The organism is Streptomyces zingiberis (genome assembly GCF_012034935.1).
In the GTDB taxonomy this organism is placed as follows: Bacteria; Actinomycetota; Actinomycetes; order Streptomycetales; family Streptomycetaceae; genus Streptomyces; species Streptomyces zingiberis.
In genome coordinates, this window is sequence record NZ_JAATEN010000020.1 from 26,380 (window position 1) to 50,479 (window position 24,100).

Here is a 24,100-nt window from a genome sequence, read left to right on the forward strand (position 1 = left end):
CGGCCGGTCCCCACCTGATCCTCGTTCTTCCATCGGCCGCGCATGCCGTCGCCCCCCTTGAGTCACGGTCCTTCGCCGCACCGCGAAGGGTTCGCGGCACGGTCCCCGGTCGGGACGATACACCAGCATCGTCACGCAGCGACATAGCTCACACACGCTGCGTGACAATTTACTCGGAGTCAAGTACACTCCGCGCTCGTGCGGCAGCAGATCGTGTCGCCCCGCCCGCGTGAACCGTCCCCGGCCCCGCGGGCGGAGCCGCCCGCAGGGCCGTCCCCGTGCGGGGCCGTTCAGCCTTCCCTCTCCGCCGCGGCACCCGCGCCCGCGCCACCGGCGGCCGCGCCGTCCCCGTCGGAAGCACCGTCCGCGGCCGTCACGGCGGTTTCGACGATGACGTTGTCCAGCGTCTGCCCCGCGGCGAAGCGCTCCAACTGGCTCCGCAGCAGTCGCCGGGCGCGCGGCAGGAACGCCGAGCTGGGACCGCCCACATGCGGGGTGATGAGCACCCCGGGCGTGCTCCACAGCGGATGGCCCGCGGGCAGCGGCTCGGGGTCGGTGACGTCGAGCGCCGCGGTCAGCCTCCCGGCCGCGGTCTCGGCGAGCAGGGCGCCGGTGTCGACGACGGGGCCCCGGCCGACGTTCACCAGCAGCGCCCCGTCCTTCATCCGGGCCAGGAAACCGGCGTCCACCATGGCCCGGGTCTCCTCCGTGAGCGGGGTGACGAGCACCACCACATCGGCCTCGGGCAGGAGTCCGGGCAGTTCTTCCATCGGATGCACGGGGCCGCGCGTGGTGGCTCGGGCAGAGCGCGCGACGCGCGTCACCCGCGCACATTCAAAAGGCGTGAGCCGGTCCTCGACGGCGCTGCCTATCGAACCGTAGCCCACGATCAGCACGTGCTTGTCGGCCAGCGCCGGGCGGAAGGCGGGCCGCCACTCCCCGGCGTCCTGGGCCCGGACGAAGGACGGGACGCCGCGGAGCGAGGCCAGGATGAGCGTCAGCGCCAGCTCCGCCGTACTGGCCTCGTGGACACCGCGGGCGTTGCACAGCCGGGTGCCGGGCGGCAGCTCCGGCACGGCCGGCAGGACGTGGTCGACGCCGGCGGTGAGGGTCTGGACGACCTGGAGGGAGGTCATCTGCTTCAGCGGCCGGAGGACCGTCTCCTGGCTCTTCATGTACGGGACGCCGTAGAAGACGCAGCGGGCCGGGTCACCGGGGAAGCCGGACTCACCGTCCCAGTGGAGGTAGCGGAAGCGACCGGGGGGCCCGCCGGAGCCGTCGGGGTCCCCGGGGGCGTCGAGCGGAACGGGCAGCCACACGTCGGAACTCATGCCCAGGAGCCTAGTGCCGGGGGCCCGGCCGGCAGAGGTTACTGTGCTGCGGGGGGCGGTCGCCCCTGGCCACGGCACAGGACCACGGCCCCTTCGCCCCGCGCGGGCGGGCCGGGCGGGGCCCAGGAGGGGTGCGGAACCAGGTGGAGCGCAGGACGATCGGCGCGGGTGCCTTCTCGGTGGGGCCGACGGGTCTCGGCTGTATGCCGATGAGCTGGGGCTACACCACCTCGCAGCAGAACGGCGAGCGTTCGCTGCGCGCCGTGCACGCCGCCCTGGACCACGGCTGCACCGTCCTGGACACCGCGGACATGTACGGGCCGTTCACCAACGAACTCCTCGTGGGCCGGGTGCTCCGGCAGCGGCGCGCGGAGGCCTTCGTGGCCACGAAGTGCGGGCTGCTCGCCGGCGACCAGCACATCGTCGCCAACGGCCGTCCGGCCTACGTGCGGCGGGCCTGCGACGCGTCGCTGCGCCGGCTGCAGACCGACGTGATCGACCTGTACCAGCTGCACCGCGCGGACCCGGAGGTCCCGGTGGAGGAGACCTGGGGGGCGATGGCCGACCTGGTCACCGCGGGCAAGGTCCGGGCGCTGGGGCTGTGCGCGGTGGGTGTGCGGCCGCGTGGGCCGGAAGGCCGGGCGCCCCGGGCGCGCCGCCGCCCCACCGGCGGGAACGGAGCAGCGGCCGGAACCGGACCGCCCCGGCCGGCGGGCGTGTACGAGGGCACCCTGCGGCAGCTGAAGCGGGTGCAGCAGGTCTTCCCGGTGAGCGGGGTCCAGGCGGAGCTGTCGGTGTGGTCGCCGGAGGCCCTGACGTCCCTGGTGCCCTGGTGCGAGGCGCGCGGGGTCGGCTTCCTCGCCGCGATGCCCCTCGGCAGCGGTTTCCTCAGCGGCACCCTGACCCCCGGTCAGGGGTTCGAACCGGACGACCTGCGGGCCCGGCACCCACGGTTCACGGCGGAGATGATGGCGGCGAACCAGCCGATCGTGGCCGGGCTGCGCCGGGTGGCCGCCCGGCACGGGGCGACGCCGGCCCAGGTGGCACTCGCCTGGGTGCTGTCCCGGGGCCGGCACGTGGTGCCCGTGCCGGGGACGAAGAACGCCCACTGGGCGGTGGAGAACGCGGCCGCCGCGGCCCTGCGGCTGACGGAGCGGGACCTCGCGGAGATCGCCGGCCTCCCGGCGGCGCAGGGCTCCTGGGAGCCGGCCACCCGGCCGTGAACGACCGGGCTCGCCGGTGCGGTTCCACGCGGCTCCGCCGGTGCTCCCGCCTGCCGCTCTGCCCTTTGGCCCTTTGGCCCTTCGGCCCTTTGCGACGGGATGGCGGTCACGGGCGCCGCGGACCGGAAACGCCCGGACGGAGCGCCGCTTCGGCGGGGCGGCTCCGCCCGGCGACCCGGCGGCCCGGCGCAGTTTCACGCCGCCCGCGGCGCCGTTCGGTGCCGTTCGGTGCCGTTCGGCGCCGTTCGGTACCGTTCGGTGCCGTTCCGTCCCGCCTCCCCACCGCCACCTCCCGGCCCCGCCACCGCCCGGCCGGCCCTCCGCGTCCGGTGGGGTGTTTCCGCTTCCGTGGGGAAAGCCTGCACACTCGGTGGTGCCGAGTCATCGAGTAGGTGCCGGCCGAGTGGACGCCGACAGAGGCGGCGGTTTCCCCCGCGCCGCCGCCCGGACCCGAGGAGAGGACAGCCCGTCGTGCGACGACGCCCCGCTGTGACCGTATCCGCCGCGCTGGCCGCGGCCGCGCTGGTGTTCACCGCCGGCTGCTCCTCGGACGGGGGCGGGGCCGGTGGGGCCGCGGGTTCCGCGTCCCCGACCTCCGAGGGCTCTTCCACCCCGTCGGCGTCCCCCTCCCCCGCCCCGGCCAAGGGGTCGGCGAAGGTCACCGGGACGGTGGCGACGGGCCTGGACACCCCGTGGGGGCTCGCGCCGCTGTCCGGCGGGGATCTCCTGGTCTCCTCGCGCGACTCCGGCAAGATCCTCCGCGTGGACGCCGGCAGCGGGAAGAAGACCGAGGCCGGCACGGTGCCGGGGGTGGCCGCCGAGGGCGAGGGGGGCCTGCTCGGCATCGCCGTCCCGGACGACGGCGAGAAAATGATCTACGCCTATCTCACCACGGCCTCCGACAACCGGATCGTGCGCATGCTCTACTCCCCGGACCGGCCCGCCGGCAAGCAGCTCGGCGCCGTCGACACGGTGCTCCGCGGCATCCCCCGGGGGACGATCCACAACGGCGGCCGGATCGCCTTCGGCCCGGACGGCGACCTCTACGCGGGCACCGGCGACAGCGGCCGGGAAGGGCTCTCCCAGGACCGCGACTCCCTCGGCGGGAAGATCCTGCGGATGACCGAGGACGGGGAGCCGGCGAAGGGCAACCCCGACCCCGGGTCGGTCGTGTACTCCTGGGGCCACCGCAACGTCCAGGGGCTGGCCTGGGACGCCCAGGGGCGGCTGTGGGCCTCCGAGTTCGGGCAGCACACCTGGGACGAGCTCAACCTGATCGAGAAGGGCGGCAACTACGGCTGGCCGGAGGCGGAGGGCCGCGACGGGAGCGGCGGCGAGTTCACCGCCCCGGTCGAGCAGTGGCGGACCGACCAGGCCTCGCCCAGCGGCATCGCCGTGGCCAAGGGCTCGGTGTGGATGGCGGGTCTGCGCGGGGAGCGGCTGTGGCGGATCCCGCTGGACGGCGCCCGCCCGGCGGCGGACCCGCAGGCGTTCCTGGAGGGCGAGTACGGCCGGCTGCGCACCGTCGTCGCCACGGACGACGGCGATCTGTGGGTGGTCACCAGCGAGACCGACGGACGGGGCTCGCCGGACGGCGACGACGACCGCATCCTGCGGCTCGAGGTCTCCTGAGACGGGGCGGCGCGGCCGTACGGGCGGTACTCCGGCGACGCCGGGGGGCGCGGCGCGGCGAATCGCCCCCGCGGTGCACGGGGCGCGGGAGACTCCGAGCGGGACCTAAGACGGGACGACGCCGATGTTCAACATCCTCCACGAACTGTTCGCGCCCGGCCGGGCGCACACCGAGGAGGAGCGCAACCGTCTCGAACTGGTCGTGCGCTCCCCCGGGGACGCCGACCCGGGGCGCGGCCCGGTGGACCTGGCCTCGGGGCGGGTGCTGATCCGGCCGCCCCGGGAGGGCACCGCCTGAGCGGCTCCCCGTCGTTCGCCTCGGCGTTCCCCCGCTCCTCCCGGGGCACCGGCGGGCCTGGGCGCACGGCCCGCCGGGGTGCCACCGGGTGGGCCCCCGGAGGCCCGGCCCGCGCGTCCTCGGCGTCTCCGGCGTGACAGGACACCACCCGCCGCTGCCCCCGTGGGACGCGCTCTCCGCCCGCCCGGCGGGCCCCGGCGCGCGCCGCCCGTGGGCACCCGGCCCGCGCCGCTCGCGCCGCACCACCCCTGGGAACGAGCCCCCGCGAGCCGGCAGGTCACCGCGGCCCCGCCGCCCCGCCCTCGCCGGCCGGCCCCCGCCGCCCCGCCCCGTCCCGCCCCTTCTCAGCGGACGCTCTCCGTCTCCTCCCCGGCGAACAGCCGCAGCCGGTGCGCGAGCGCGGCGGCCTCGCCGCGTCCGGCCACGCCCAGCTTCGCCAGGATGTTGGAGACGTGGACGCTGACGGTCTTCGGGGAGATGAACAGCTCACCGGCGATCGCCCGGTTGCTCCGCCCGGCGGTGACCAGCCGCAGGACGTCCCGCTCCCGGGGGGTCAGCCCGAGCGACGCGGCCGGGTCGCCGGGGGCGCGCGGACCGGGGGCGCCGGGTTCCGCCCCGGCTGGCGCGCCCGGCCCGGGCAGGGGGAGCCGGGCCCGGCGGGCCAGCATCGTGATGTCCTCGCGGAGCGGACGGGCGCCCAGCCGCACCGCCGTGGAGTACGCCTCCGCCAGCAGCCGCCCGGCCGTCTCCCGCGCCGCCTCCCGTACCGCCTCCCGGCCCTGCTCCCCGCGCGTCCCGCGGCCCGCCTCCGGAGCCCCGCCGGCGCCGGCCGGCCCGTCCGCCGCGCTCAGCGGGCCGGCCGCCGCGGGTCCCCAGGAGCCGGCCGCGCCGAGCACGGCCTCGGCCCGGCGCAGCGCGATCACGGCGGAGGCGTACGGGTAGCCGTAGGGCTCGAAGGCCGCGGCCGCCTCCGCCCAGCGGCCGGGGTCGTGTTCACCGCGGGCGCGGGCCAGTTCGGCGTCGAACCGGCGGGACCAGGCGGCCCAGAGCGGCGCCCGGTGCGCGACGCGGCGGGCCGCCGCCCACAGCCGGCCGGTCAGGGCCCGCCACTCCGCCTCGTCGTGGCCCGGCAGCCCCCGGGCGTCGGCGGCCAGAGCCGCGCCGGCCACCAGCAGCCGCCAGACGTACGGCTCCTGGCCCAGCAGGGGCAGCGGGCCGAGGGCGCGTTCGAGGACGGAGCGGGCCTCCTCGAACCGGCCCGCCGCCGAGGCGCGCCGTATCCCCAGCACGGCGAGCGGCAGTTCGTACTGCGGTTCCGAGCTGTTCCGGCCGAGGTGGCGGCGGCAGTCGTCGACGTGGGCGCCCACCTGGTCGTGATCGCCCCGGTCCAGGGCGAGCGCGGCGTCATGAAGGGCGATCGAGGCGCGGGCGCAGGAGGTGCGGGCCTGGCCGCGGTAGGCGCCGAGGACTCCGGCGGCCTCCTCCCACGCGCCGAGTTCCAGCAGCGCCTCGGCGAGGTTGCCGGCGACGAACGCGGCGCCGTCGCGCAGGCCCTCGTCCTCCAGGGCCGCGATGCCCTCCCGCGCGGCCTCCACCGCCTCCGCCGAGCGGCCGGTCTTGTGGAGGAGGTCCACGAGGTTGCCGTGGACCCGGCCCATCACCCGGGGGACGGGCGACCGCGCGATCTCGTCCCGCACGGCGTACATCTCGGCGATGCCCTGCTCCTGTTCGCCCGCGCCGATGCGCAGCCAGGCGAGCGTCACCCGGGCGGAGATCTTCACCGCCGCGGTGCCGACCAGCCCGGCCAGTTCCACCGCGCGTTCGGCCAGGGCCAGGGTGTCGCCGTCCGAGGCGTGCACGGAATGCCAGGTGACGGCGAGGTTCAGGACGTCGGCGTGGACGCCGGACGGCGGCAGCCCGCGCAGCAGCTCCTGGGCGCGGGCGATCTCCGCCCAGCCGTCCCCGCGGCCCGTGGCCGTCATCAGCCGGGACCGCTGCGCCCAGAACCAGGCGGCGCGGACCGGGTCGCGCCGCTCGTCGAGCATCTTCAGCGCCTTCCCGGCCAGCGCGAGGGAGCGCTCCGCGGAGTTGTCCCAGCGGGCCGCCACCACGGCGTCGGCCACCACGTCCACCAGCGTGGGGCGGCAGTCGCACCCCTCCCCGGCGCAGCCGCAGCGGGGGTAGGACTCCGGGTGGCCCAGCTCCGGCAGGCCGCGCCGCTCGCCGGGCGGGACGTCCTCCCACAGCTCCATGGCGCGTTCCAGCAGCTTCAGCTGTTCGGCGTAGGCGTGCCGGCGGCGGGCCTCCCCGGCCGCAGCGAGTACCGCGGGCAGCGCCTTGACCGCGTCGTGGGCGGTGTACCAGTAACTGGCGAGCCGGGCGGCGCGCTGTTCGGGCCGGACGAGCGCCGGATCGGCCTCCAGCGCCTCGGCATAGCGCCGGCTGAGGCGGGAGCGCTCACCGGGCAGCAGATCGTCCAGGACGGCCTCGCGGAGCAGGGCGTGGCGGAAGCGGTAGCCGTCCCCGTCGCCGGTGGGGACGAGGACACCCGCGCCCACGGCGGCCCGCAGCGTCTCGATGAGTTCGTCGTCCCCCATGCCGGTGACGGCCGCGAGCAGCCGGTACCCCACCGCCGCGTCGCGGGCGGCGAGCCGCACGACGCGCTGGACGTCCTCGGGCAGCGCCTCCACCCGGACCAGCAGCAGGTCGCGCAGGGAGTCGCTGAGCCCGCAGGAGGCCGGGTCGCTGGTGGCCAGCTCCTCGACGAAGAACGGGTTGCCCTCGGAGCGTTCGAAGATCTGATCGACGAGGCGGTCGCCGGGCTCGGCACCGCGGATGCCGGCGAGCTGGCGGCGGACCTCCTCCCGGCTGAGCCGGGGCAGTTCCACACGGCGCACCGTGCGCAGCCGGTCCTGCTCGGCGAGGAAGGGCCGCAGCGGGTGGCGGCGGTGGACGTCGTCCGTGCGGTAACTGGCGAGCAGCACCAGGCGGGAGGAGTGCAGGGACCGGAAGAGGTAGCCGAGCAGTTCCCGGGTGGAGCGGTCGGCCCAGTGGAGGTCCTCGATGACGACGACCAGCGTGCGCCCGCCGGCGAGCCGCTCCAGGAGTTGGGCGGTGACCTCGAAGAGCCGGGCGCGGCCCTCCTGTTCCTCACCCTCGCGGCCCAGGCCGGTCCGCGGCGCGGGCTCCGGCGGCGCCATGTCGGGCAGCAGCCGCGCCAGATCACCCTCACGGCCGGCCGCCGCCTGCTCCAGTTCCGGGCCGAGCCGGCGGCGCAGGGCACGGAACGCGGTGGCGAAGGGGGCGAACGGCAGACCGTCCGCGCCGAGTTCGAGACAGCCGCCCACCGCGGTCTCCGCCCCGTCCCGCCGGGCGACGGCGAGGAACTCCTCCAGCAGGCGGCTCTTGCCCACCCCCGCCTCGCCACCGACGAGCAGGGTCTGCGGCTCGCCCGCGGCGGCGCGGGCGAGCGCGCCGGTGAGCGTGGCCAGTTCCTCGGCACGGCCGACGAACACGGGACTGACGGAGGCTGCTCGCACGCCGTACAGCATGGCATCGGGGGAGGACACGGGCACAGCCGTTCGGGACGGAAGAGCGGACGGGGGCGGGGCGGCCCCGCGCGACGGAGGAGCGGACGGGGCCCGGCGGCCCCGCGGGACGGCACGCCCCGGGCGCCGGGACCGACCGGGCCGGATCCCTGCCAGGGGCCCGCGCCACGCGGCGGACCGCGGCCGCCGCCGGCGGGGACGAGCACGCGCCGGCGGCAGGCGACCGGGACCGGGACGGCGGCGCCGGAGCGGGTGGCACAGGGCCGGTGGTACACCGGGCCCCGCCGGCCGCGACCGGTCAGGCCCGGCACACGGCGAGCGCGACGATCCGGCGCGGGACACGGCGAGCGGGACGGTCAGGCGCGGGCGGTGCGGCCGGGTGCCCGCGGTGGTCCGGCCCCACGCGTCCGCCGCCCGCCCGGACGGCCGCCACCCCGGCGGGAACGGCGGGCGCCGCCGCTCCCCGGGTCCCCGGGGCCGGCCTCACTCCCGCGAGCGGCCTCGGCGGCCCGGACGGCCTCCCGGGCCCTGCGCTGTTCCGCGGCCTCCCGGCGGAGTTCGGCCTGGCGGAAGAGGTGCAGCTCGTAGTCGAACATGACGGGCCTCCGGATTCGAGAGGGTCGGTGGCTCCACCCTCGCCCTCCGGGGCCTGGTCCCGCATCGGGACGGTGACCGATCTTCACCCCTCCGGCAGCCTCAGGACCGGCGGCCCAGGGCTCAGGACCGGACGCGCCGGCCTCAGGCCCGCCGGGAGCGGTCCTCAGACCCGGCCCCGGTGAGCCTCAGGACGGAAGGACGCGGGCCCCGGATCGGCGCCGTCACCCCGCCGGCTCCCTCGACCCCGTCGGTTCCGTCGGCCCGCAAGCGTCCCGTCCCGCTCCCCCGCCGCCCTCGTTCCCGCACGTCAGCCGCCGCGCCGCGACCGCGGCCACGGCGCCGGCCCCGAGAGGCCGCTCACCCGCTCCTGGCACCCCCGGCCGGCGCTTCCGCTCCCCAGGACCCGCCGGACCCGCCCCGCCGCGCCCCCGTCCCGCCCCGTCTCAGCCCGGCAGCGGCACGGTGGCCCCGTCGGCGTGCCGCGGACCGGGGAGCGCGGACGAGGGCCCGCCGGGCCCACCCGGCCCACCCGGCCCGCCCTGGCCGTCCCGCTCGTCCTCCCGCCGTCCCTCGGGTCCTTCCGGCCCCTCCGGGCCCCCGGCCACGTCCGGGGCCTCGATGCTCAGCCGGGGAAGCAGCCGGTCGAGCCACTTCGGCAGCCACCAGTTGACGTTGCCGAGCAGATGCATCAGCGCCGGCACGAGCAGCGTCCGCAGGACGAAGGCGTCCAGGGCGACGGCCGCCGCCAGCCCGAGGCCGAACATCGCGATGATCCGGTCGCCGGTGAGGACGAAGGCGCCGAAGACGGCGATCATGATCACCGCTGCGGAGTTGATGACCCGGCTGGTCTCGGTGAGGCCGACCCGCACCGAGCGCCGGTTGTCGCGGGTCCGCAGCCACTCCTCGTACATCCGGCTGACCAGGAAGACCTGGTAGTCCATGGAGAGCCCGAAGAGCACCGAGACCATGATCACGGGCAGGAAGGGCTCGATCGGCCCGCCCCGTCCCAGCCCCATGGCCTCGCTCCCCCACCCCCACTGGAAGATCGCGGTGACGATGCCCAGCGAGGAGGTGACGGCCATGACGTTCATCAGGGCGGCCTTCACCGGTATCCCGATGGAGCGGAAGGCCAGCAGGAGCAGCAGGCTTCCCGAGGCGATCACGGTGCCCACGAAGAGCGGCAGCTTGTCCGTGATGACGCGGGCGATGTCGTCGAAGGCGGCGGTGGGACCGCCCACGTGGGTACGGAGCCCGCTGCCCTCCTGGGCGGCCGGCAGGACGTCGGTCCGCAGCCGCTCGACGAGGTCGGAGGTGTCGACGGACTGCGGTGAGGTCTCCGGCACGACGGTGACGATGCCGGTGTCGCCGTCGGCGTCGGTGGTGGGTGCCGTGACCGCGGCGACGCCGTCGGTGGCGCGCAGGGTGCCGGGCAGCGCCTCGAAGGCGGCCCGGTCCGCGGGGGAGCCGATCTCCGAGACGAGGGTCAGCGGCCCGTTGCTGCCGGGGCCGAAGCCGTCGGCCATCAGGTCGTAGGCCTGCCGCGTGGTGGAGCCGGCGGGATGGTTGCCCTGGTCGGAGGTGCCGAGGTGGAGGCCGAGGGTGGGCAGCGCGAGGGCCGCCATCACGGCCACGGCGACGAGACCGAGCAGCTTCGGCCACCGCTCCACGAAGCCGGACCAGCGCGCGGAGAATCCGGTGGGCCGCTCCGGCTCGGGACCGTGCTCGGCCAGCCGGCGGCGGTCGCGGCGGCTCAGCGCCCGCAGGCCGATGACCTTCAGCAGGGCGGGCAGCAGGGTGATGGAGGCGGCGACGGAGAGCAGCACGGTCGTGGAGGCGGCGACGGCCACCCCGTTGAGGAAGTCCACCCGCAGCACGAGCATCCCGAGCAGGGCGATGAAGACCGTGCCGCCCGCGAAGACGACCGCGCGGCCGGAGGTGGCCACCGCCCGCTCGGCGGCCTCGGAGACGCTCAGGCCCTCGCGGAGACCGCGGCGGTGCCGGGTGACGATGAACAGCGCGTAGTCGATCCCCACCCCGAGGCCGACGAGCACGGCCAGCACCGGCGCGAAGTCGGCCACCGTGAACAGGTTCCCGAGCAGGCCGAGGGTGAAGTACCCGGTGCCCACCCCGGCCAGCGCGGTGGCCAGCGGGAGGGCGGTGGCGGCGAGCGAGCCGAAGGCGAGGAAGAGCACCACGGCGGCGACGGCGAGGCCGACGATCTCCGCCGTGTGGTTCAGGTTCTGGGTGGGCTGGTCGACGGCGTTGCCGCCCACCGCCACGTCGAGGGTTCCGGTCCGGGCGGCGGTGGCGGTCTCCACCAGCCGCTCGGTCTGCGCGGCGCCCTCGCCGGGGTCGGCGTCGAAGACGACGGTGGCGTAGGCGGTCCGGCCGTCGGTGCTGATCCGGCCGGTGTCCTGGGCGCCGTAGGGGCTGGTGACGGAGGAGACGCCGGGGAGCCCGGCGATCTCGTCCAGGGCTCCGGTCATCCGCTCGCGCACCGCCCCGGCGGTCACGGTGGAGTCGTCGGTGTGCCAGACGATCGTGGCGCGGTCCCCGTCCTGACCGGGGAAGTTCTTCTCCAGCAGGGCCTGTGCCCGGCCGGACTCGGTGCCGGGTATCCGGTAGTCGTCCGAGGGGTCGGCGCCGGCCAGGGAGGAGGCGAGGGCCGTCCCGCCGAGGGCCAGCAACCACAGGAGGACGACGATCAGGCGGCGGCGGATACACCAGCGGGCCAGAGCGGCCATGGACAGGACTCCCTGGGACGGGGGGCACGGGTGGAGGCAGTGTGCCCCGCGGTGCGCCGGAAGTACGAATTCCACTTTTACCCGGGCGGGGAGATCAACGGGGCCGCTGTGCGGGAACTCACAGCCCTGCCGGCCCTGGCCACGACGGCACGCGACCCGGCCCGAATCGCCGCGGGGGCCGGCCGGGAACGCCCGCGTAGCCCGGGCCCGGGAACGCCGCGGGGGCGGCCCTCCCCGTCGGGAGGACCGCCCCGGTGAGCGGTGCGGTCGGGCCCATATCCACCCGGTCCCGGCCCCCGCCGGACGGCGTGCGGGCCGGCCGGTCCGGACTGCCCGGACGGCCCGGACGGACGGGCACGGGCGGTGCCCGCCCGGCCCGCCGGCCGGGGGCCGGGGGACGGCAGGCCTGGCCGTACGGCCCGCCGCCCCCGGCCCCGCGGAGAGCCCCGGGCGAGCCCGGGAGCGGAGCCTCGACCCCGCGGGGAGCTCCGCTCAGGAACCTCAGCCCCGCCGGGAGCTCCGGGCCCGAACCTCAGCCCTGCGGAGCGAGCCGCTCCAGGATGAGCTCCCGGGCCCGGCCCGCGTCCGCCTGGCCCCGGGTGGTCTTCATGACGGCGCCGACCAGCGCGCCGGCCGCGGCGACCTTGCCCCCGCGCACCTTGTCGGCGATCGCCGGGTTGGCCGCGATGGCCTCGTCCACGGCCGCGCCGAGCGCGCCCTCGTCCGAGACGATCTTCAACCCGCGCTGCTCCACCACCGCGTCCGGCTCGCCCTCACCGGCCAGCACGCCCTCGATGACCTGGCGCGCCAGCTTGTCGTTGAGGGAGCCGTCGGCGACGAGCGCGGTGATCCGGGCCACCTGCGCCGGGGTGATCGGCAGGGCGGCCGGCTCGGTGCCGGACTCGTTGGCGCGGCGCGCCAGCTCCCCCATCCACCACTTGCGGGCCTGGTCGGCGGGGGCGCCCGCCGCGATGGTGTCCAGGATCGGCTGGATGGCCCCGGCGTTCAGCACCGAGCGCATCTCGTGGTCGCTCAGGCCCCACTCGGCCTTGAGCCGCTGCCGCCGCAGCCGCGGCAGCTCCGGCAGCGCGGCGCGCAGCTCCTCCACCCACGCCCCCTCCGGGGCGACGGGCACCAGGTCCGGCTCGGGGAAGTAGCGGTAGTCCTCCGCCTCCTCCTTGATCCGGCCCGAGGTCGTGGAGCCGTCCTCCTCGTGGAAGTGGCGGGTCTCCTGGACGATCGTGCCGCCGGAGGAGAGCACCGCCGCGTGGCGCTGGATCTCGAAGCGGGTGGCCCGCTCCACGCTCCGCAGCGAGTTGACGTTCTTCGTCTCCGAGCGGGTGCCGAACGTCTCCCGGCCGTGCGGGCGCAGCGACAGGTTGACGTCACAGCGGAGCTGGCCCATCTCCATCCGGGCCTCGGAGACGCCGAGGGACCGGATCAGCTCACGCAGTTCGGCGACGTACGCGCGGGCGACCTCGGGGGCCCGCGCGCCCGCGCCCTCGATCGGCTTGGTGACGATCTCGATCAGCGGGATGCCGGCGCGGTTGTAGTCGAGCAGCGAGTGCACGGCACCGTGGATCCGGCCGGTGGCGCCGCCGATGTGGGTGGACTTGCCGGTGTCCTCCTCCATGTGGGCGCGCTCGATGCCGACACGGAAGACCTCGCCGTCCTCCAGTTCGACGTCCAGGTGGCCGTCGAAGGCGATCGGCTCGTCGTACTGGGAGATCTGATAGTTCTTCGGCATGTCCGGATAGAAGTAGTTCTTCCGGGCGAAGCGGCACCAGGAGGCGATGTCGCAGCCGAGGGCAAGGCCGATCCGCACGGCCGACTCGACCGCCGTCGCGTTGACGACGGGCAGCGAGCCGGGCATGCCGAGGCAGACGGGGCAGGTGTGCGCGTTGGGCTCGGCGCCCGGCGCGGTGGAGCACCCGCAGAACATCTTGGTGGCGGTGCCGAGTTCGACATGGACCTCCAGGCCCATGACGGGGTCGAAGGACGCCAGGGCGTCCTCGTACGACACCAGGTCGGTGACGGTCACGGACTCTCCCCTCAGCCCAGCAGGATGTCGTCGGAGTCGGCCCGGCGCAGCTCACGGACGAGGACCGCCACGCCGGTGGCGACGGCGGCGCCGGAGGCCACCGCGTCGGCCAGCATCAGCGCGTCGTTCTCGCTGCGGGCGGTGCGCACCTGCTTCCAGATGCTCACGACGCCGAAGAGCGTCGTGCCGATGGACAGGTAGGTGCCGAACCTGGACTTCCTGAAGCCCTTGGCCTTGGCGAACGAGCTCATAGTGCGGGTGCCTCCTCAAGCAGCGGGTGTCCCCAGCGGTCGGTGAGCGCGGCCTCGACGGCGGCGCCGACCCGGTAGAGCCGGTCGTCGGCCAGCGCGGGCGCGATGACCTGAAGGCCCACCGGGAGCCCGTCCTCCGGCGCCAGGCCGCAGGGCAGGGACATGGCCGCGTTGCCTGCCAGGTTCGCCGGGATGGTGCACAGATCGGCGAGATACATCGCCAGCGGGTCGTCCGTCCGCTCGCCGAGCGGGAACGCCGTGGTCGGCGAGGTCGGCGAGACGAGCACGTCGACCTCGGCGAAGGCGCGCTCGAAGTCCCGGGTGATCAGGGTCCGGACCTTCTGCGCGGAGCCGTAGTAGGCGTCGTAGTAGCCGGAGCTGAGCGCGTAGGTGCCCAGCATGATGCGCCGCTTCACCTCGGCGCCGAAGCCCGCCTCGCGGGTCAGGGCCGTGACCTCCTCGGCGGACCGGGTGGCGTCGTCGCCGACGCGCAGGCCGTACCGCATGGCGTCGAAGCGGGCCAGGTTGGAGGAGGCCTCGGAGGGCGCGATGAGGTAGTACGCGGCCAGCGCCTTGTCGAAGGACGGGCAGGACACCTCGGTGACCTCGGCGCCCAGCTCCCGCAGCAGGTCGACGGCCTCGCCGAACCGCTGCATGACCCCGGCCTGGTAGCCCTCGCCGGCGAACTCCCGGACGACGCCGATCCGCATGCCCCGGACGTCCCCGTCGCGGGCCGCCTCGACCACCGGCGGCACCGGGCGGTCGATGGAGGTGGAGTCCAGCGGGTCGTGCCCGGCGATCGCCTCGTGCAGCAGCGCCGCGTCCAGGACCGTACGGGCGCAGGGCCCGCCCTGGTCGAGGGAGGAGGAGAACGCCACCATGCCGTAGCGGGAGACGGCGCCGTAGGTCGGCTTGACGCCGACGGTGCCGGTCATCGCCGCGGGCTGGCGGATGGAGCCGCCGGTGTCGGTGCCGATGGCCAGCGGCGCCTCGTACGCGGCGAGCGCCGCGGAGGAGCCGCCGCCGGAGCCGCCGGGGATCCGGGTGAGGTCCCAGGGGTTGGCCGTGGGCCCGTAGGCGCTGTTCTCGGTGGAGGAGCCCATGGCGAACTCGTCCATGTTGGTCTTGCCGAGGACGACGACGCCCGCGTCCCGCAGCCGCTTGGTCAGTGTGGCGTCGTAGGGCGGCAGCCAGCCTTCGAGGATCTTCGACCCGCAGGTGGTGGGGACCCCCTCGGTGGTGAAGATGTCCTTGAGCGCCAGCGGGACGCCGGCCAGCGGGCCGAGCGCCTCGCCGCGCTCACGGCGCTCGTCGACGGCGCGGGCCTGTGCCAGCGCGCCCTCGCGGTCCACGTGGAGGAAGGCGCCCACCTTCCCGTCCACGGCCTCGATGCGGGCCAGATGGGCCTCGGTGACCTCGACGGCGGTGAAGGTTCCGGAAGCGATGGCCGCCGCGGTCTCCGCCGCGGTCAGCCGGATGGGGTCGGTCATCGCTCAGTCCTCCCCCAGGATCTGCGGCACCTTGAAACGCTGCTGCTCCCGCGCCGGGGCTCCGGAGAGCGCCTGCTCGGGGGTGAGCGACGGACGGACCTCGTCGGCGCGCATGACGTTGGTCAGCGGCAGGGGGTGCGAGGTCGGCGGTACGTCCTCGTCGGCCACATCGGAGACGCGGGCTACCGCGCCGATGATCACGTCGAGCTGTCCGGCGAAGTGGTCGAGCTCTTCGTCCTTCAGCTCAAGACGTGACAGCCGGGCGAGGTGGGCGACCTCCTCGCGCGTGATGCCAGGCATTCGGCGATCCTCAGGGGTTGATGTGTGGGTGATCCGGCCAATCCTATGGCGGCGGGAGGTCCGGCGGCGAAACCCCCGTACCCGGCGGGGGCGGCGGAGCGGTCCGCCGCTCGCCCGGAGGGCGCGGGGACGCGGGCGCCGGCCGGAGGACGCGGGGCCCGAAGGACCTCCCGCCGCCGCCCGGCAGCGGCGACGCCGTGACGTGCGCGGCCCGGGGACGGCGCGGTTCAGGGACGGGCGCGGTTCAGGTGACGCGCTGTCCCGAAGGCCGGTCGGCGCCCTCGGACGCGGGGCGGCGGCCCGGCGGCCGGCCGGGGCCCGGGGCGGGGCGGGGGCGGTCGGTGCGCTCCGGGGTCGGGGCGGAGGCGGCGGCCAGTTCGGGCCGGGCGGGCTCCGGGCGGGGCGGTTCGCCACGCCCGGCGTCGGGGGCGCGGGGCGGCTCGGCGCGGGGGGCCTCGGGACGGGAGGGCTCGGGCCGGGGCGGCTCCAGGCGGGGTGGCTCCAGGCGAGAGGGCTCCGGGCGGGGCGGCTCCAGGCGAGAGGGCTCCGGGCGGGGCGGTTCCAGTCGAGAGGGCTCCGGGCGGGGCGGTTCCAGTCGAGGAGGCTCCACGCGGGGCGGCTCCGCCCGTGGCGGTTCGGCCCGCGGGGGCTCCGCCCGGGTCGCCGGGTCGGGGCGGACCGGCAGTTCGGGGCGGGCGGGCGCGGTCCGCGCCGCCGGCTCGCGGCGCCAGCCGCTCTCCCCCCGCAGCCGCAGCCAGGCCGTGGTCTCGTCGGGCGGCATGGCGGCGGCGACCAGCCAGCCCTGCACGGCGTCGCAGCCGAGGGCGCGCAGCCGCTCCCAGGTCTCGTCGTCCTCCACGCCCTCCGCGACCACCAGCAGCCCGAGGGAGTGGGCGAGGTCGACGGTGCAGCGGACGATCTCGGCGTCCTCGGCGTCGACGGCGAGCCGGGCCACGAAGGAACGGTCGATCTTGAGTTCGCTCACCGGCAGCCGCCGCAGGTGCACCAGCGAGGAGTAGCCGGTGCCGAAGTCGTCCAGGGACATCTTGACGCCGTGCCCGGTCAGCCCGGCGAGGGTGTCCGCGGCGCGCTGCGGGTCCTCCAGCAGGACATGCTCGGTGATCTCCAGCTGGAGCGCGGAGGGCGGCACGCCGTGGCGCGCGAGCCGGGCGGCCACCGATCCGGCGAACCCGGGCGTGTGGACGTCGCGCGGCGAGACGTTGACGGCCACGGGGACCATGAGGCCCTTCTCGCGCCAGGCGGCGACCTGCCGGAGCGCCGTCTCCAGCACGTACTCCGTCAGATGGGGCATCAGCCCGGAGGACTCGGCGATGGCGATGAACTCGTCCGGGCTGACCCGGCCGCGTTCCGGGTGGACCCAGCGGACCAGGGCCTCCAGGCCCCGCACCCGGCCGTCGAAACCGACCTTCGGCTGGTAGTGCAGTTCCACGTCCCCCGCGTCGAGGGCGCGGCGGAGGTCGCCGAGCAGCCCCAGCCGGTCGGGGGTGTTGCCGTCACGTTTTGCCTCGTAGACCTCGCAGCCGCTGCGGTCGCGTTTGGCCTGGTACATCGCCACGTCGGCGCGGCGCAGCAGGTCCTCGGCGTCCAGGGCGTGGTCGGGGAAGACGGCCACTCCGGCGCTGGCCTCCAGGACGAGCGTCAGCCCGTCGAGGTCGAGCGGCGAGCCGAGCCGGCCGACGAGCTGGCGCGCCGTGCGCTGGGCGCTCGTGATGGAGTCGGCGACGGGGAGCAGCACCGCGAACTCGTCCCCGCCGAGGCGCGCGGCCTCCGCCCCGGGCGGCAGGGCGACCCGCAGCCGCTCCGCGATCTGGAGCAGCAGCCGGTCGCCCGCGAGGTGACCGAGGGTGTCATTGACGGACCGGAAACGGTCGAGGTCGATCAGGACGAGCGCGGCGCGGGCCCCGATCCGTTCGGCGTCGTCCAGTGCGGACCAGGTGCGCTCCAGCAGCCACTGACGGTTGGGCAGCCCCGTCAGCGGGTCGCGGAGCTGCTCCTCGGCCCGGGCGCGGGCGATCCACAAGGTGGAGTCGAGGGCGATCAGGGGGACGGCGAACAGCGGCAGCAGCACGGGCATCTCGACGGCGACCACGCAGATGAGGGGCGCGATGCCGAGCAGGGCCACGGCGACGAGCGCCTGGCGCATCAGCGCCGTGCGGGCGACGCTGGGCAGCCCGCCGCCGCGCGGGGCCAGGCACTGCCAGAGCAGGACGCGGGTCACCAGCAGGTAGGCGACGGCCGCGAGCAGCAGCTCGGGCAGGACGAGGAGATCCCACTCGGCGGGCGACCAGGGCTGTTCGACCGACGGGCGGACGCCCCAGCCGGCCAGCACCAGTGCGGCCGCCCCGATGCCGACGATGTCCACGGAGCCGTGGAGCAGCCCCTGTCTCCAGCGCTGGTGGCGCGCGGCGCTGACCAGGACGATCACCGCGAGGCTGACCAGCACGGCCGGCACCCAGCCGTAGAGCAGCAGCACGGCGAGGGTGAGCGCGGCGCCGGAGCCCGTGCCGCCCCACCAGCGGCCGCGGCCGAGGGCGACGAGATGACCCACGATGACCCCGGTGAGGACGGCCAGGCTCCATCCCTCGGCGCCCGTGGGGAACAGCGCCCTCCCGCTCAGCAGCACGCGGACCACACCGGCGGCCAGCGCGCAGGCGGCCACGGCCACCACGGCCGTCGGCAGCAGCGCGGGCTCGCCGGCCCGGCGTAGCCCTGACGCCGCGTCGGCGCTGTCGGTCGGTTTCATTCCCGTCCTCTCACAGCCGGCGGTGCCCGTCCCCGTGCGGGGCCGGTGCGGAGTGGAGCGTGGCCGGGCACCCGACGGCTCGGTCGGGGTGGTGTCCCCTGCGAGTCCACCGCGCGGCCGCGCACGGCGGGCACACACCCTCAACAGTAGGATGCCCGGCCGCCGGACGGGCAGCGATCCGCAGGGGTTGCCCGAATGCACACCAGACGGAGCGGTCCTTCTGGTATGCGCCGAACGGGTGTCATACGCGGGCTATTCGGCGGACACCTGCGCGACATCGCGCGCCGCGTCGGGTCCTTGTTCGAGGAGAACGGCGAACCCGGCCTCGTCCAGCACGGGAACCTTGAGCTGGACGGCCTTGTCGTGCTTGGAGCCGGGGTTGTCGCCCACCACGACGAAGTCCGTCTTGCGGGAGACGGACCCGGTGACCTTGGCGCCTCTGCTCTGGAGCGCTTCTTTCGCGCCATCTCTGGTGTGCGAGGCCAGCGTTCCGGTCACCACGACGGTGAGGCCCTCCAGGGGGCGGGGGCCCTCACCATGGCCGGATTCCTCCTCCAGCCGCACACCCGCGGCCCGCCACTTCTCGACGATCCCCCGGTGCCAGTCCTCCGCGAACCACTGCTTGACGGAGGCCGCGATGGTCGGCCCGACCCCCTCCACGGCCGCCAGCTCCTCCTCGTCCGCCGCCGCGATCCGGTCCAGCGAGCGGAATTCCCGCGCCAGCGCCTCCGCGGCGACGGGCCCCACATGACGGATCGACAGCCCCGTGATGATCCGGGCCAGCGGCCGGGTCTTCGCCGCGGCGATCTTCTCCAGCATGGCCAGGGTGTTCTTCCGCGGCTCGCCCTTCTGGTTGGCGAAGAGGGTCACCACCTTGGGCTCGCCCGTCTTCGCGTCCCGCTTGGGCAGCCCCGTGTCCGGGTCGAGGACATGGGAGGTGATGGGCAGCAGCCGCTCGACCGTGAGGTCGAAGAGATCCCCCTCGTCGCGCAGCGGCGGCTCGGCCGGCGCCAGCGGCTGGGTGAGGGCGGTGGCGACGACGTAGCCGAAGTGCTCGATGTCCAGCGCGCGGCGGCCCGCCAGGTAGAAGACCCGCTCCCGCAGCTGCGCCGGGCAGCCGCGGGCGTTGGGGCAGCGCAGGTCGATGTCACCTTCCTTCATGGGGCGCAGCGGGGTGTCGCAGTCGGGGCAGTGTCCGGGCATGACGAACGCCCGCTCGCCGCCGTCCCGCAGGTCCGTCACCGGGCCGAGGATCTCCGGGATGACGTCCCCGGCCTTGCGCAGCACGACCGTGTCCCCGATGAGCACGCCCTTGGCCTTGACGACGTCCTGGTTGTGCAGGGTGGCGAACTCGACCTCGGAGCCGGCCACGGTGACCGGCTCCACCACGGCGTAGGGGGTGACCCGGCCGGTGCGGCCGACGCCCACCCGGATGTCCAGCAGCTTGGTGTTCACCTCCTCGGGCGCGTACTTCCAGGCGATGGCCCAGCGGGGCGCGCGCGAGGTGGAGCCCAGCCGGCCCTGGAGCGGCACCTCGTCGAGCTTGACGACGACGCCGTCGATCTCGTGCTCCACGGAGTGCCGGTGCTCGCCGTAGTAGGCGATGAACTCCCGCACCCCGGCGAGGTCCGGTACGACCCGGGCGTACGGGGTGGTGGGCAGGCCCCAGGCGCTGAGCTTGTCGTACGCCTCGGAGAGCCGGGTGGCGCGGAAACCCTCGGCGGCGCCGATGCCGTGCACCACGAGGTGGAGCGGGCGGCTCGCGGTGACCTTCGGGTCCTTCTGGCGGAGCGAGCCGGCGGCGGCGTTCCGCGGGTTGGCGAACGGCGGCTTGCCGGCCTCCACCAGACGGGCGTTGAGCTCCGTGAACCGTTCCATGGGGAAGAAGACCTCGCCGCGGATCTCCAGCAGCTCGGGAAAGCCGCCGTCCTCGCCGCTCTCGCCGTCCCCGGCACCGTGGAGCCGCTCCGGGACGTCGGCGATGGTGCGGATGTTGGGCGTGATGTCCTCACCGGTGCGGCCGTCGCCGCGGGTGGCGGCCCGGACCAGCCGGCCCCGCTCATAGGTGAGGTTCACCGCCAGGCCGTCGATCTTCAGCTCGCAGAGGAAGTGGTGCTCGATGCCGTCGAGCTCCCGGCCGATGCGCTCGCCCCAGGAGGACAGCTCCTCGTCGTCGAAGGCGTTGTCCAGGCTGAGCATCCGCTCCCGGTGGGCGACCTCGGTGAACTCGGTCTCGTAGGCCCCGGCGACCTTCTGCGTGGGCGAGTCCGGGGTGCGCAGCTCCGGATACTCCTCCTCCAGCTCCTCCAGGGAGCGCAGCAGCCGGTCGAACTCGGCGTCGCTGACGACCGGGGCGTCCTTCACGTAGTACCGGAAGCGGTGCTCCTCCACCTCTTCGGCGAGCTGCCGGTGGCGCTCCCGGGCCTCCGGGGGCGCCGCCGTTCCCGTCTCCGCGGCTGCCCGCTCGGTCCGCTGCTCTTCACCGGCCACCGTGTGTCCTCCCGTTCGACCGTCTCGGCCGTCCCCGGCCGTTCTCGACCCTGCCCGGCCGCCCCACGGCCGCCCCGCGACCCCCGCACCCGTCCGCGCGCCGGGCCACCGCGGTGGCCCGGCCGGAGGGCGGCGCCCGGCCGTTCAGCCGCGCCGCTCCGTCACTCCGGGTGGTCCGCGAGGGACCGGGCCGCCCGCACGCAGTGCGCGAGGGCGGCCCGGGAGTAGGCCGGTGAGGCGCCCGCGAGACCGCAGGCCGGGGTGATCACCACGGACTCGGCGAGAGCCCCCGGCGCCAGCCCCAGCCTGCGCCAGAGCGTCCGTACCCCCATGACACTACGGCCTGGGTCCGACAACGGGCCGTCGGTGCCCGCCACGATCCCGGCGAACAGGGCCGTTCCGCCCTCCACCGCCTCCCCGACCGGTTCGTCGTCACGCTCGGTGAGCAGCGCGGCGTCGAAGGAGACCCCCGCCGCGCCCGCGCGGCGGAGCAGCCGGAACGGCACCTCCGGGGCGCAGCAGTGCACCACCCCCGGCGCGTCCCCGGCCGCCCCGAGCACCTCGCGCAGGGCGCCCTCGGCGACACCGCGGTCCACGGCCCGGTGGGTGCGGTAGCCGCTGGCGGAGGAGACCCGGCCGTGCAGCACCGCGGGGAGCGACGGCTCGTCCAGCTGGAGGACGAGCCGCGCGCCGGGCACCCGGCGCCGCACGTCCGCGAGGTGGCCGCGCAGCCCCTCGGCGAGCGAGGCGGCCAGGTCACGGCAGGCCCCGGCGTCGCTCAGCACCGCCTCCCCGCCCCGCAGCTCCAGCCCGGCGGCGAGCGTCCACGGGCCGACGGCCTGCACCTTCAGCGGGCCCTCGAACCCTTGCGTGAACTCCTCCAGCGCGTCGAGGTCCTCGCGCATCCAGGAGCGGGCGCGCCGGGTGTCCCGGCCGGGCCGGTCCGCGAGCCGCCAGCCACTGGGCTCGACGTGCGCGTACAGCTCGGCCAGCAGCCCGATGGTGCGGCCCAGCATGTCGGCGCCCGGCCCGCGGGCGGGCAGCTCGGGAAGGAAGGGGAACGACTCCAGCGAGCCGGTGACGGTCTTCGCCGCCTCCCGCGCGTCCTGCCCCGGCATCGACCCCACCCCGGTCGCGGCGGCCGGGCCCCAGATGAACCTGCTCTTCTCACTCACCGGTGCAGCGTACGAGACGGCGCGCGAGGGGGCGGACCGGGAGGTGGTGAGGGCCGGGCCCCGGGCGCCCGGCCACGGAGGCCACGCTCCCGGTGGAGCGGAGAGCGGTCTGCGCGGAGCCGGGATGGCGCGGTGGCCACCGCGGGACGGGGCCGGGACCCGGGCCGGAAGGACGGGCCGGTGCGACCTCCGCGTCCCGGGGCGGTGGCCGGGTGACGGCGCCCGCGAGCGGCGGTCCCGGGGCCCGCGAGCGAAGGCCGGGGCCCGGGACCGTGAACCCCGGGCTCAGGGACCCGGCCCAGGGGCCCCCGGGCTCAGGGACCCGGCCCAGGGGCCCCCGGGCTCAGGGACCCGGCCGCACCGACAGGTCGGTGACCTCCGCGTCCCCGGGCAGGTCGAGCGCCGTGAGCACCGTCGTGGCCACCGACTCGGGGCGGATCCACCGGCCCTCCTCGTACTCCTTGCCCTCCTGGCGGTGCACCTTCTCCTGCATGGGCGTGGCGGTGCGACCCGGGTGGACCGAGGTGACCCGCACCCCGTGCGCGGCCTCCTCCGCGCGGAGCGCGTCGGCCAGCGCCTTCAGCCCGTGCTTGCTCGCCGCGTACGCCGCCCAGTTCGGATTGGCGCGCAGCCCCGAGCCGGAGTTGACGAAGACGACGTGCCCGCGGGACGCGCGGAGCTGCGGCAGGAGCAGCCGGGTGACCTCGGCCGGCGCGACGAGGTTCGCGGCGAGCTGCCGGTTCCACATCTGCGGGGTCAGCTCCCCCACGGTGCCGAGGTCGACCACGCCCGCGGAGTGGATCAGCCCGTCGAGCCGCCCGGGCAGCTCCTGGTGGCTGAACGCCCAGGACAGCTTCTCGGAAGCGGCGAGGTCCCCGACGACCGTCCGCGCTCCGGGGAACTCCCGCTCCAGCTCCCGGGCGCGCCCGGCGTCGCGGGCCAGCAGCCACAGCTCGTCGCCCCGCTCGTCCAGCCGGCGCGCCACGGCCGCGCCGATGCCCGACCCGGCCCCGGTGATCAGAAGTGCGCTCATACCTGCTTCCCTGTCGATGGAGTGGTTGCAAGGGATTGAACCGCCCTCGGCCGAGGGCACGTCCATCCGACCAGAGGCCGACCACCCGCCGAGGGACCGGGCGCTCCGCCGGTGTGGTCATGATCCTCGAACACGGGCACCACCCCGGATGCCGTGGACCGTTTCCGGCAGTCACGTCGAACGTCGCGGCCACCTCCGGGGCATCGGCGGAGCCGGCCGATCCCGGCGGGCAGACGTCAGGCCACGTCGCGTCAGTCGAGGGCCCGGCCGCGGCCGGTCCGCAGGATCTCGTCGGAGAGCCCGGGTTCGACGTGGCGTACGGCCCGGGCGAGCATCAGCGCGCCGACCATTTCGCTGAGCAGGCGGATCGCCCTGCTCCGGGCCTCATCCGGGTCGAGTGCGTCACCCTTCTCCTCGGCTTCGCGCAGGAACTCGGCGGCGAAGCCGCGGAGATACCCCTCGACCCCTTCGGCGTACGCGCTCTGCACGGCCACGCTGTGCCGCCCGGCGTCGGTGACCAGGGAGGCGGAGGGGCAGCCGCCGTCCGGGGCGTCGCGGTGCGCCGTGGAGAGGTACCCGTCCAGGACCCGCTTCAGCGGAGCGCCGCCCTGACCGGAACCGTCCTCGACCGTCCGCGCCAGGCTTCCGAGCGAGGCGGCGAAGGAGGCTCCGTACACCTCCACGACCAGGTCGTTCTTGGAGGCGAAGTGGTTGTAGAAGCCGCCGTGGGTGAGTCCGGCTTCCTTCATCAGCTCGGCGATGCCGACCGCGTCGATCCCCTGCGAGCGGAACATGCGGCCCGCCGCTTCGAGGATGTTCCGCCGATTGCGGGCCTTGTCCTCCTGGGTGATGCGCGGCATCGCCGTCCTCTCGCGTCGCTCTCGGCTTGACCTTTTCGATGATGACTCTCATCATAGCGGGCATTCCAATGATGCCCATCATCAATAAGCGGCCCGCACCACCAGGCCGGCCGCCAGGTGCTGTTCCTCGCGGGTGACGAGGGCGACGCCAAGGCGACGGTCAAAGACCTCACCGCCGCCTTCGGCTTCGCCCCCGTCAGCCTCGGCTCCCTGCGCGAGGGCGGACGCCTCATGCAGTTCGGCGGCCCGCCTCCGCCCTCCAACAGGACTGCGCCTCGCCCCTCCCTCGCCCGCCTCCCCATCCCCCCCCCCTCGGCACAAGG

General features: G+C 75.5%; 16 protein-coding genes. 3 read left to right on the top strand and 13 right to left on the bottom strand.

Translation table 11 applies throughout. The features are described from left to right. Positions 1 to 290 precede the first annotated feature (290 nt). Positions 291 to 1,331 carry a 2-hydroxyacid dehydrogenase gene (locus tag HCK00_RS21355; RefSeq protein ID WP_168103645.1) on the bottom strand — a complete coding sequence of 347 codons (1,041 nt, stop codon included), beginning with the start codon at positions 1,329 to 1,331 and terminating at the stop codon, positions 291 to 293. A gap of 143 nt (positions 1,332 to 1,474) precedes the next feature. Between HCK00_RS21355 and HCK00_RS21360 the strand changes: the two genes are divergently transcribed. The 3 genes from HCK00_RS21360 (at position 1,475) to HCK00_RS21370 (ending at position 4,484) form a co-directional block, all read left to right on the top strand. Then, a complete protein-coding gene (locus tag HCK00_RS21360) occupies positions 1,475 to 2,554 on the top strand; it encodes an aldo/keto reductase (protein ID WP_168103705.1) in 1,080 nt (359 codons plus the stop codon). A 489-nt stretch (positions 2,555 to 3,043) separates the two neighbouring features. Continuing rightward, positions 3,044 to 4,186, top strand: coding sequence for a PQQ-dependent sugar dehydrogenase (locus tag HCK00_RS21365; protein ID WP_311765419.1), 1,143 nt, complete (start codon positions 3,044 to 3,046; stop codon positions 4,184 to 4,186). A gap of 124 nt (positions 4,187 to 4,310) precedes the next feature. After that, positions 4,311 to 4,484 carry a DUF6191 domain-containing protein gene (locus HCK00_RS21370; protein ID WP_168103647.1) on the top strand — a complete coding sequence of 58 codons (174 nt, stop codon included), beginning with the start codon at positions 4,311 to 4,313 and terminating at the stop codon, positions 4,482 to 4,484. Positions 4,485 to 4,828: 344 nt separating this feature from the next. On the opposite strand, the gene HCK00_RS21375 is transcribed toward HCK00_RS21370, so the two are convergent. The 12 genes from HCK00_RS21375 to HCK00_RS21430 form a co-directional block, all read right to left on the bottom strand. Continuing rightward, positions 4,829 to 7,999 carry a helix-turn-helix transcriptional regulator gene (locus tag HCK00_RS21375; protein WP_446459019.1) on the bottom strand — a complete coding sequence of 1,057 codons (3,171 nt, stop codon included), beginning with the start codon at positions 7,997 to 7,999 and terminating at the stop codon, positions 4,829 to 4,831. A 389-nt stretch (positions 8,000 to 8,388) separates the two neighbouring features. Continuing rightward, complete coding sequence (locus HCK00_RS21380) at positions 8,389 to 8,628, bottom strand: hypothetical protein (RefSeq protein WP_168103648.1); 240 nt, start codon at positions 8,626 to 8,628, stop codon at positions 8,389 to 8,391. A 444-nt stretch (positions 8,629 to 9,072) separates the two neighbouring features. Beyond that, entirely contained in the window at positions 9,073 to 11,373 is a 2,301-nt protein-coding gene (locus HCK00_RS21385; protein WP_168103649.1) for an MMPL family transporter, read from the bottom strand. 532 nt (positions 11,374 to 11,905) lie between these two features. Then, positions 11,906 to 13,414 carry an Asp-tRNA(Asn)/Glu-tRNA(Gln) amidotransferase subunit GatB gene (gene gatB, locus HCK00_RS21390; protein ID WP_168103650.1) on the bottom strand — a complete coding sequence of 503 codons (1,509 nt, stop codon included), beginning with the start codon at positions 13,412 to 13,414 and terminating at the stop codon, positions 11,906 to 11,908. Positions 13,415 to 13,425: 11 nt separating this feature from the next. After that, entirely contained in the window at positions 13,426 to 13,665 is a 240-nt protein-coding gene (locus HCK00_RS21395; protein WP_168103651.1) for a hypothetical protein, read from the bottom strand. Beyond that, complete coding sequence (gatA, locus tag HCK00_RS21400) at positions 13,662 to 15,155, bottom strand: Asp-tRNA(Asn)/Glu-tRNA(Gln) amidotransferase subunit GatA (protein ID WP_168103652.1); 1,494 nt, start codon at positions 15,153 to 15,155, stop codon at positions 13,662 to 13,664. Before gatA ends, HCK00_RS21395 begins: the two co-directional genes overlap by 4 nt. Positions 15,156 to 15,158: 3 nt before the next feature. Next, the gene (gatC, locus tag HCK00_RS21405) at positions 15,159 to 15,455 is read right to left on the bottom strand and encodes an Asp-tRNA(Asn)/Glu-tRNA(Gln) amidotransferase subunit GatC (RefSeq protein WP_168103653.1); all 297 of its coding nucleotides are present in this window, start codon (positions 15,453 to 15,455) and stop codon (positions 15,159 to 15,161) included. A 244-nt stretch (positions 15,456 to 15,699) separates the two neighbouring features. Then, positions 15,700 to 18,219, bottom strand: a complete 2,520-nt coding sequence (locus HCK00_RS21410; RefSeq protein ID WP_446459018.1) for a putative bifunctional diguanylate cyclase/phosphodiesterase — start codon at positions 18,217 to 18,219, stop codon at positions 15,700 to 15,702. A gap of 252 nt (positions 18,220 to 18,471) precedes the next feature. Continuing rightward, complete coding sequence (ligA, locus tag HCK00_RS21415; RefSeq protein WP_168103654.1) at positions 18,472 to 20,709, bottom strand: NAD-dependent DNA ligase LigA; 2,238 nt, start codon at positions 20,707 to 20,709, stop codon at positions 18,472 to 18,474. 161 nt (positions 20,710 to 20,870) lie between these two features. Beyond that, positions 20,871 to 21,884, bottom strand: a complete 1,014-nt coding sequence (locus HCK00_RS21420) for a methionine synthase (protein ID WP_168103655.1) — start codon at positions 21,882 to 21,884, stop codon at positions 20,871 to 20,873. A 343-nt stretch (positions 21,885 to 22,227) separates the two neighbouring features. After that, entirely contained in the window at positions 22,228 to 22,917 is a 690-nt protein-coding gene (locus tag HCK00_RS21425) for an SDR family oxidoreductase (protein ID WP_168103656.1), read from the bottom strand. A 251-nt stretch (positions 22,918 to 23,168) separates the two neighbouring features. Further along, positions 23,169 to 23,777, bottom strand: coding sequence for a TetR/AcrR family transcriptional regulator (locus HCK00_RS21430; protein WP_168103657.1), 609 nt, complete (start codon positions 23,775 to 23,777; stop codon positions 23,169 to 23,171). Positions 23,778 to 24,100: the final 323 nt, after the last annotated feature.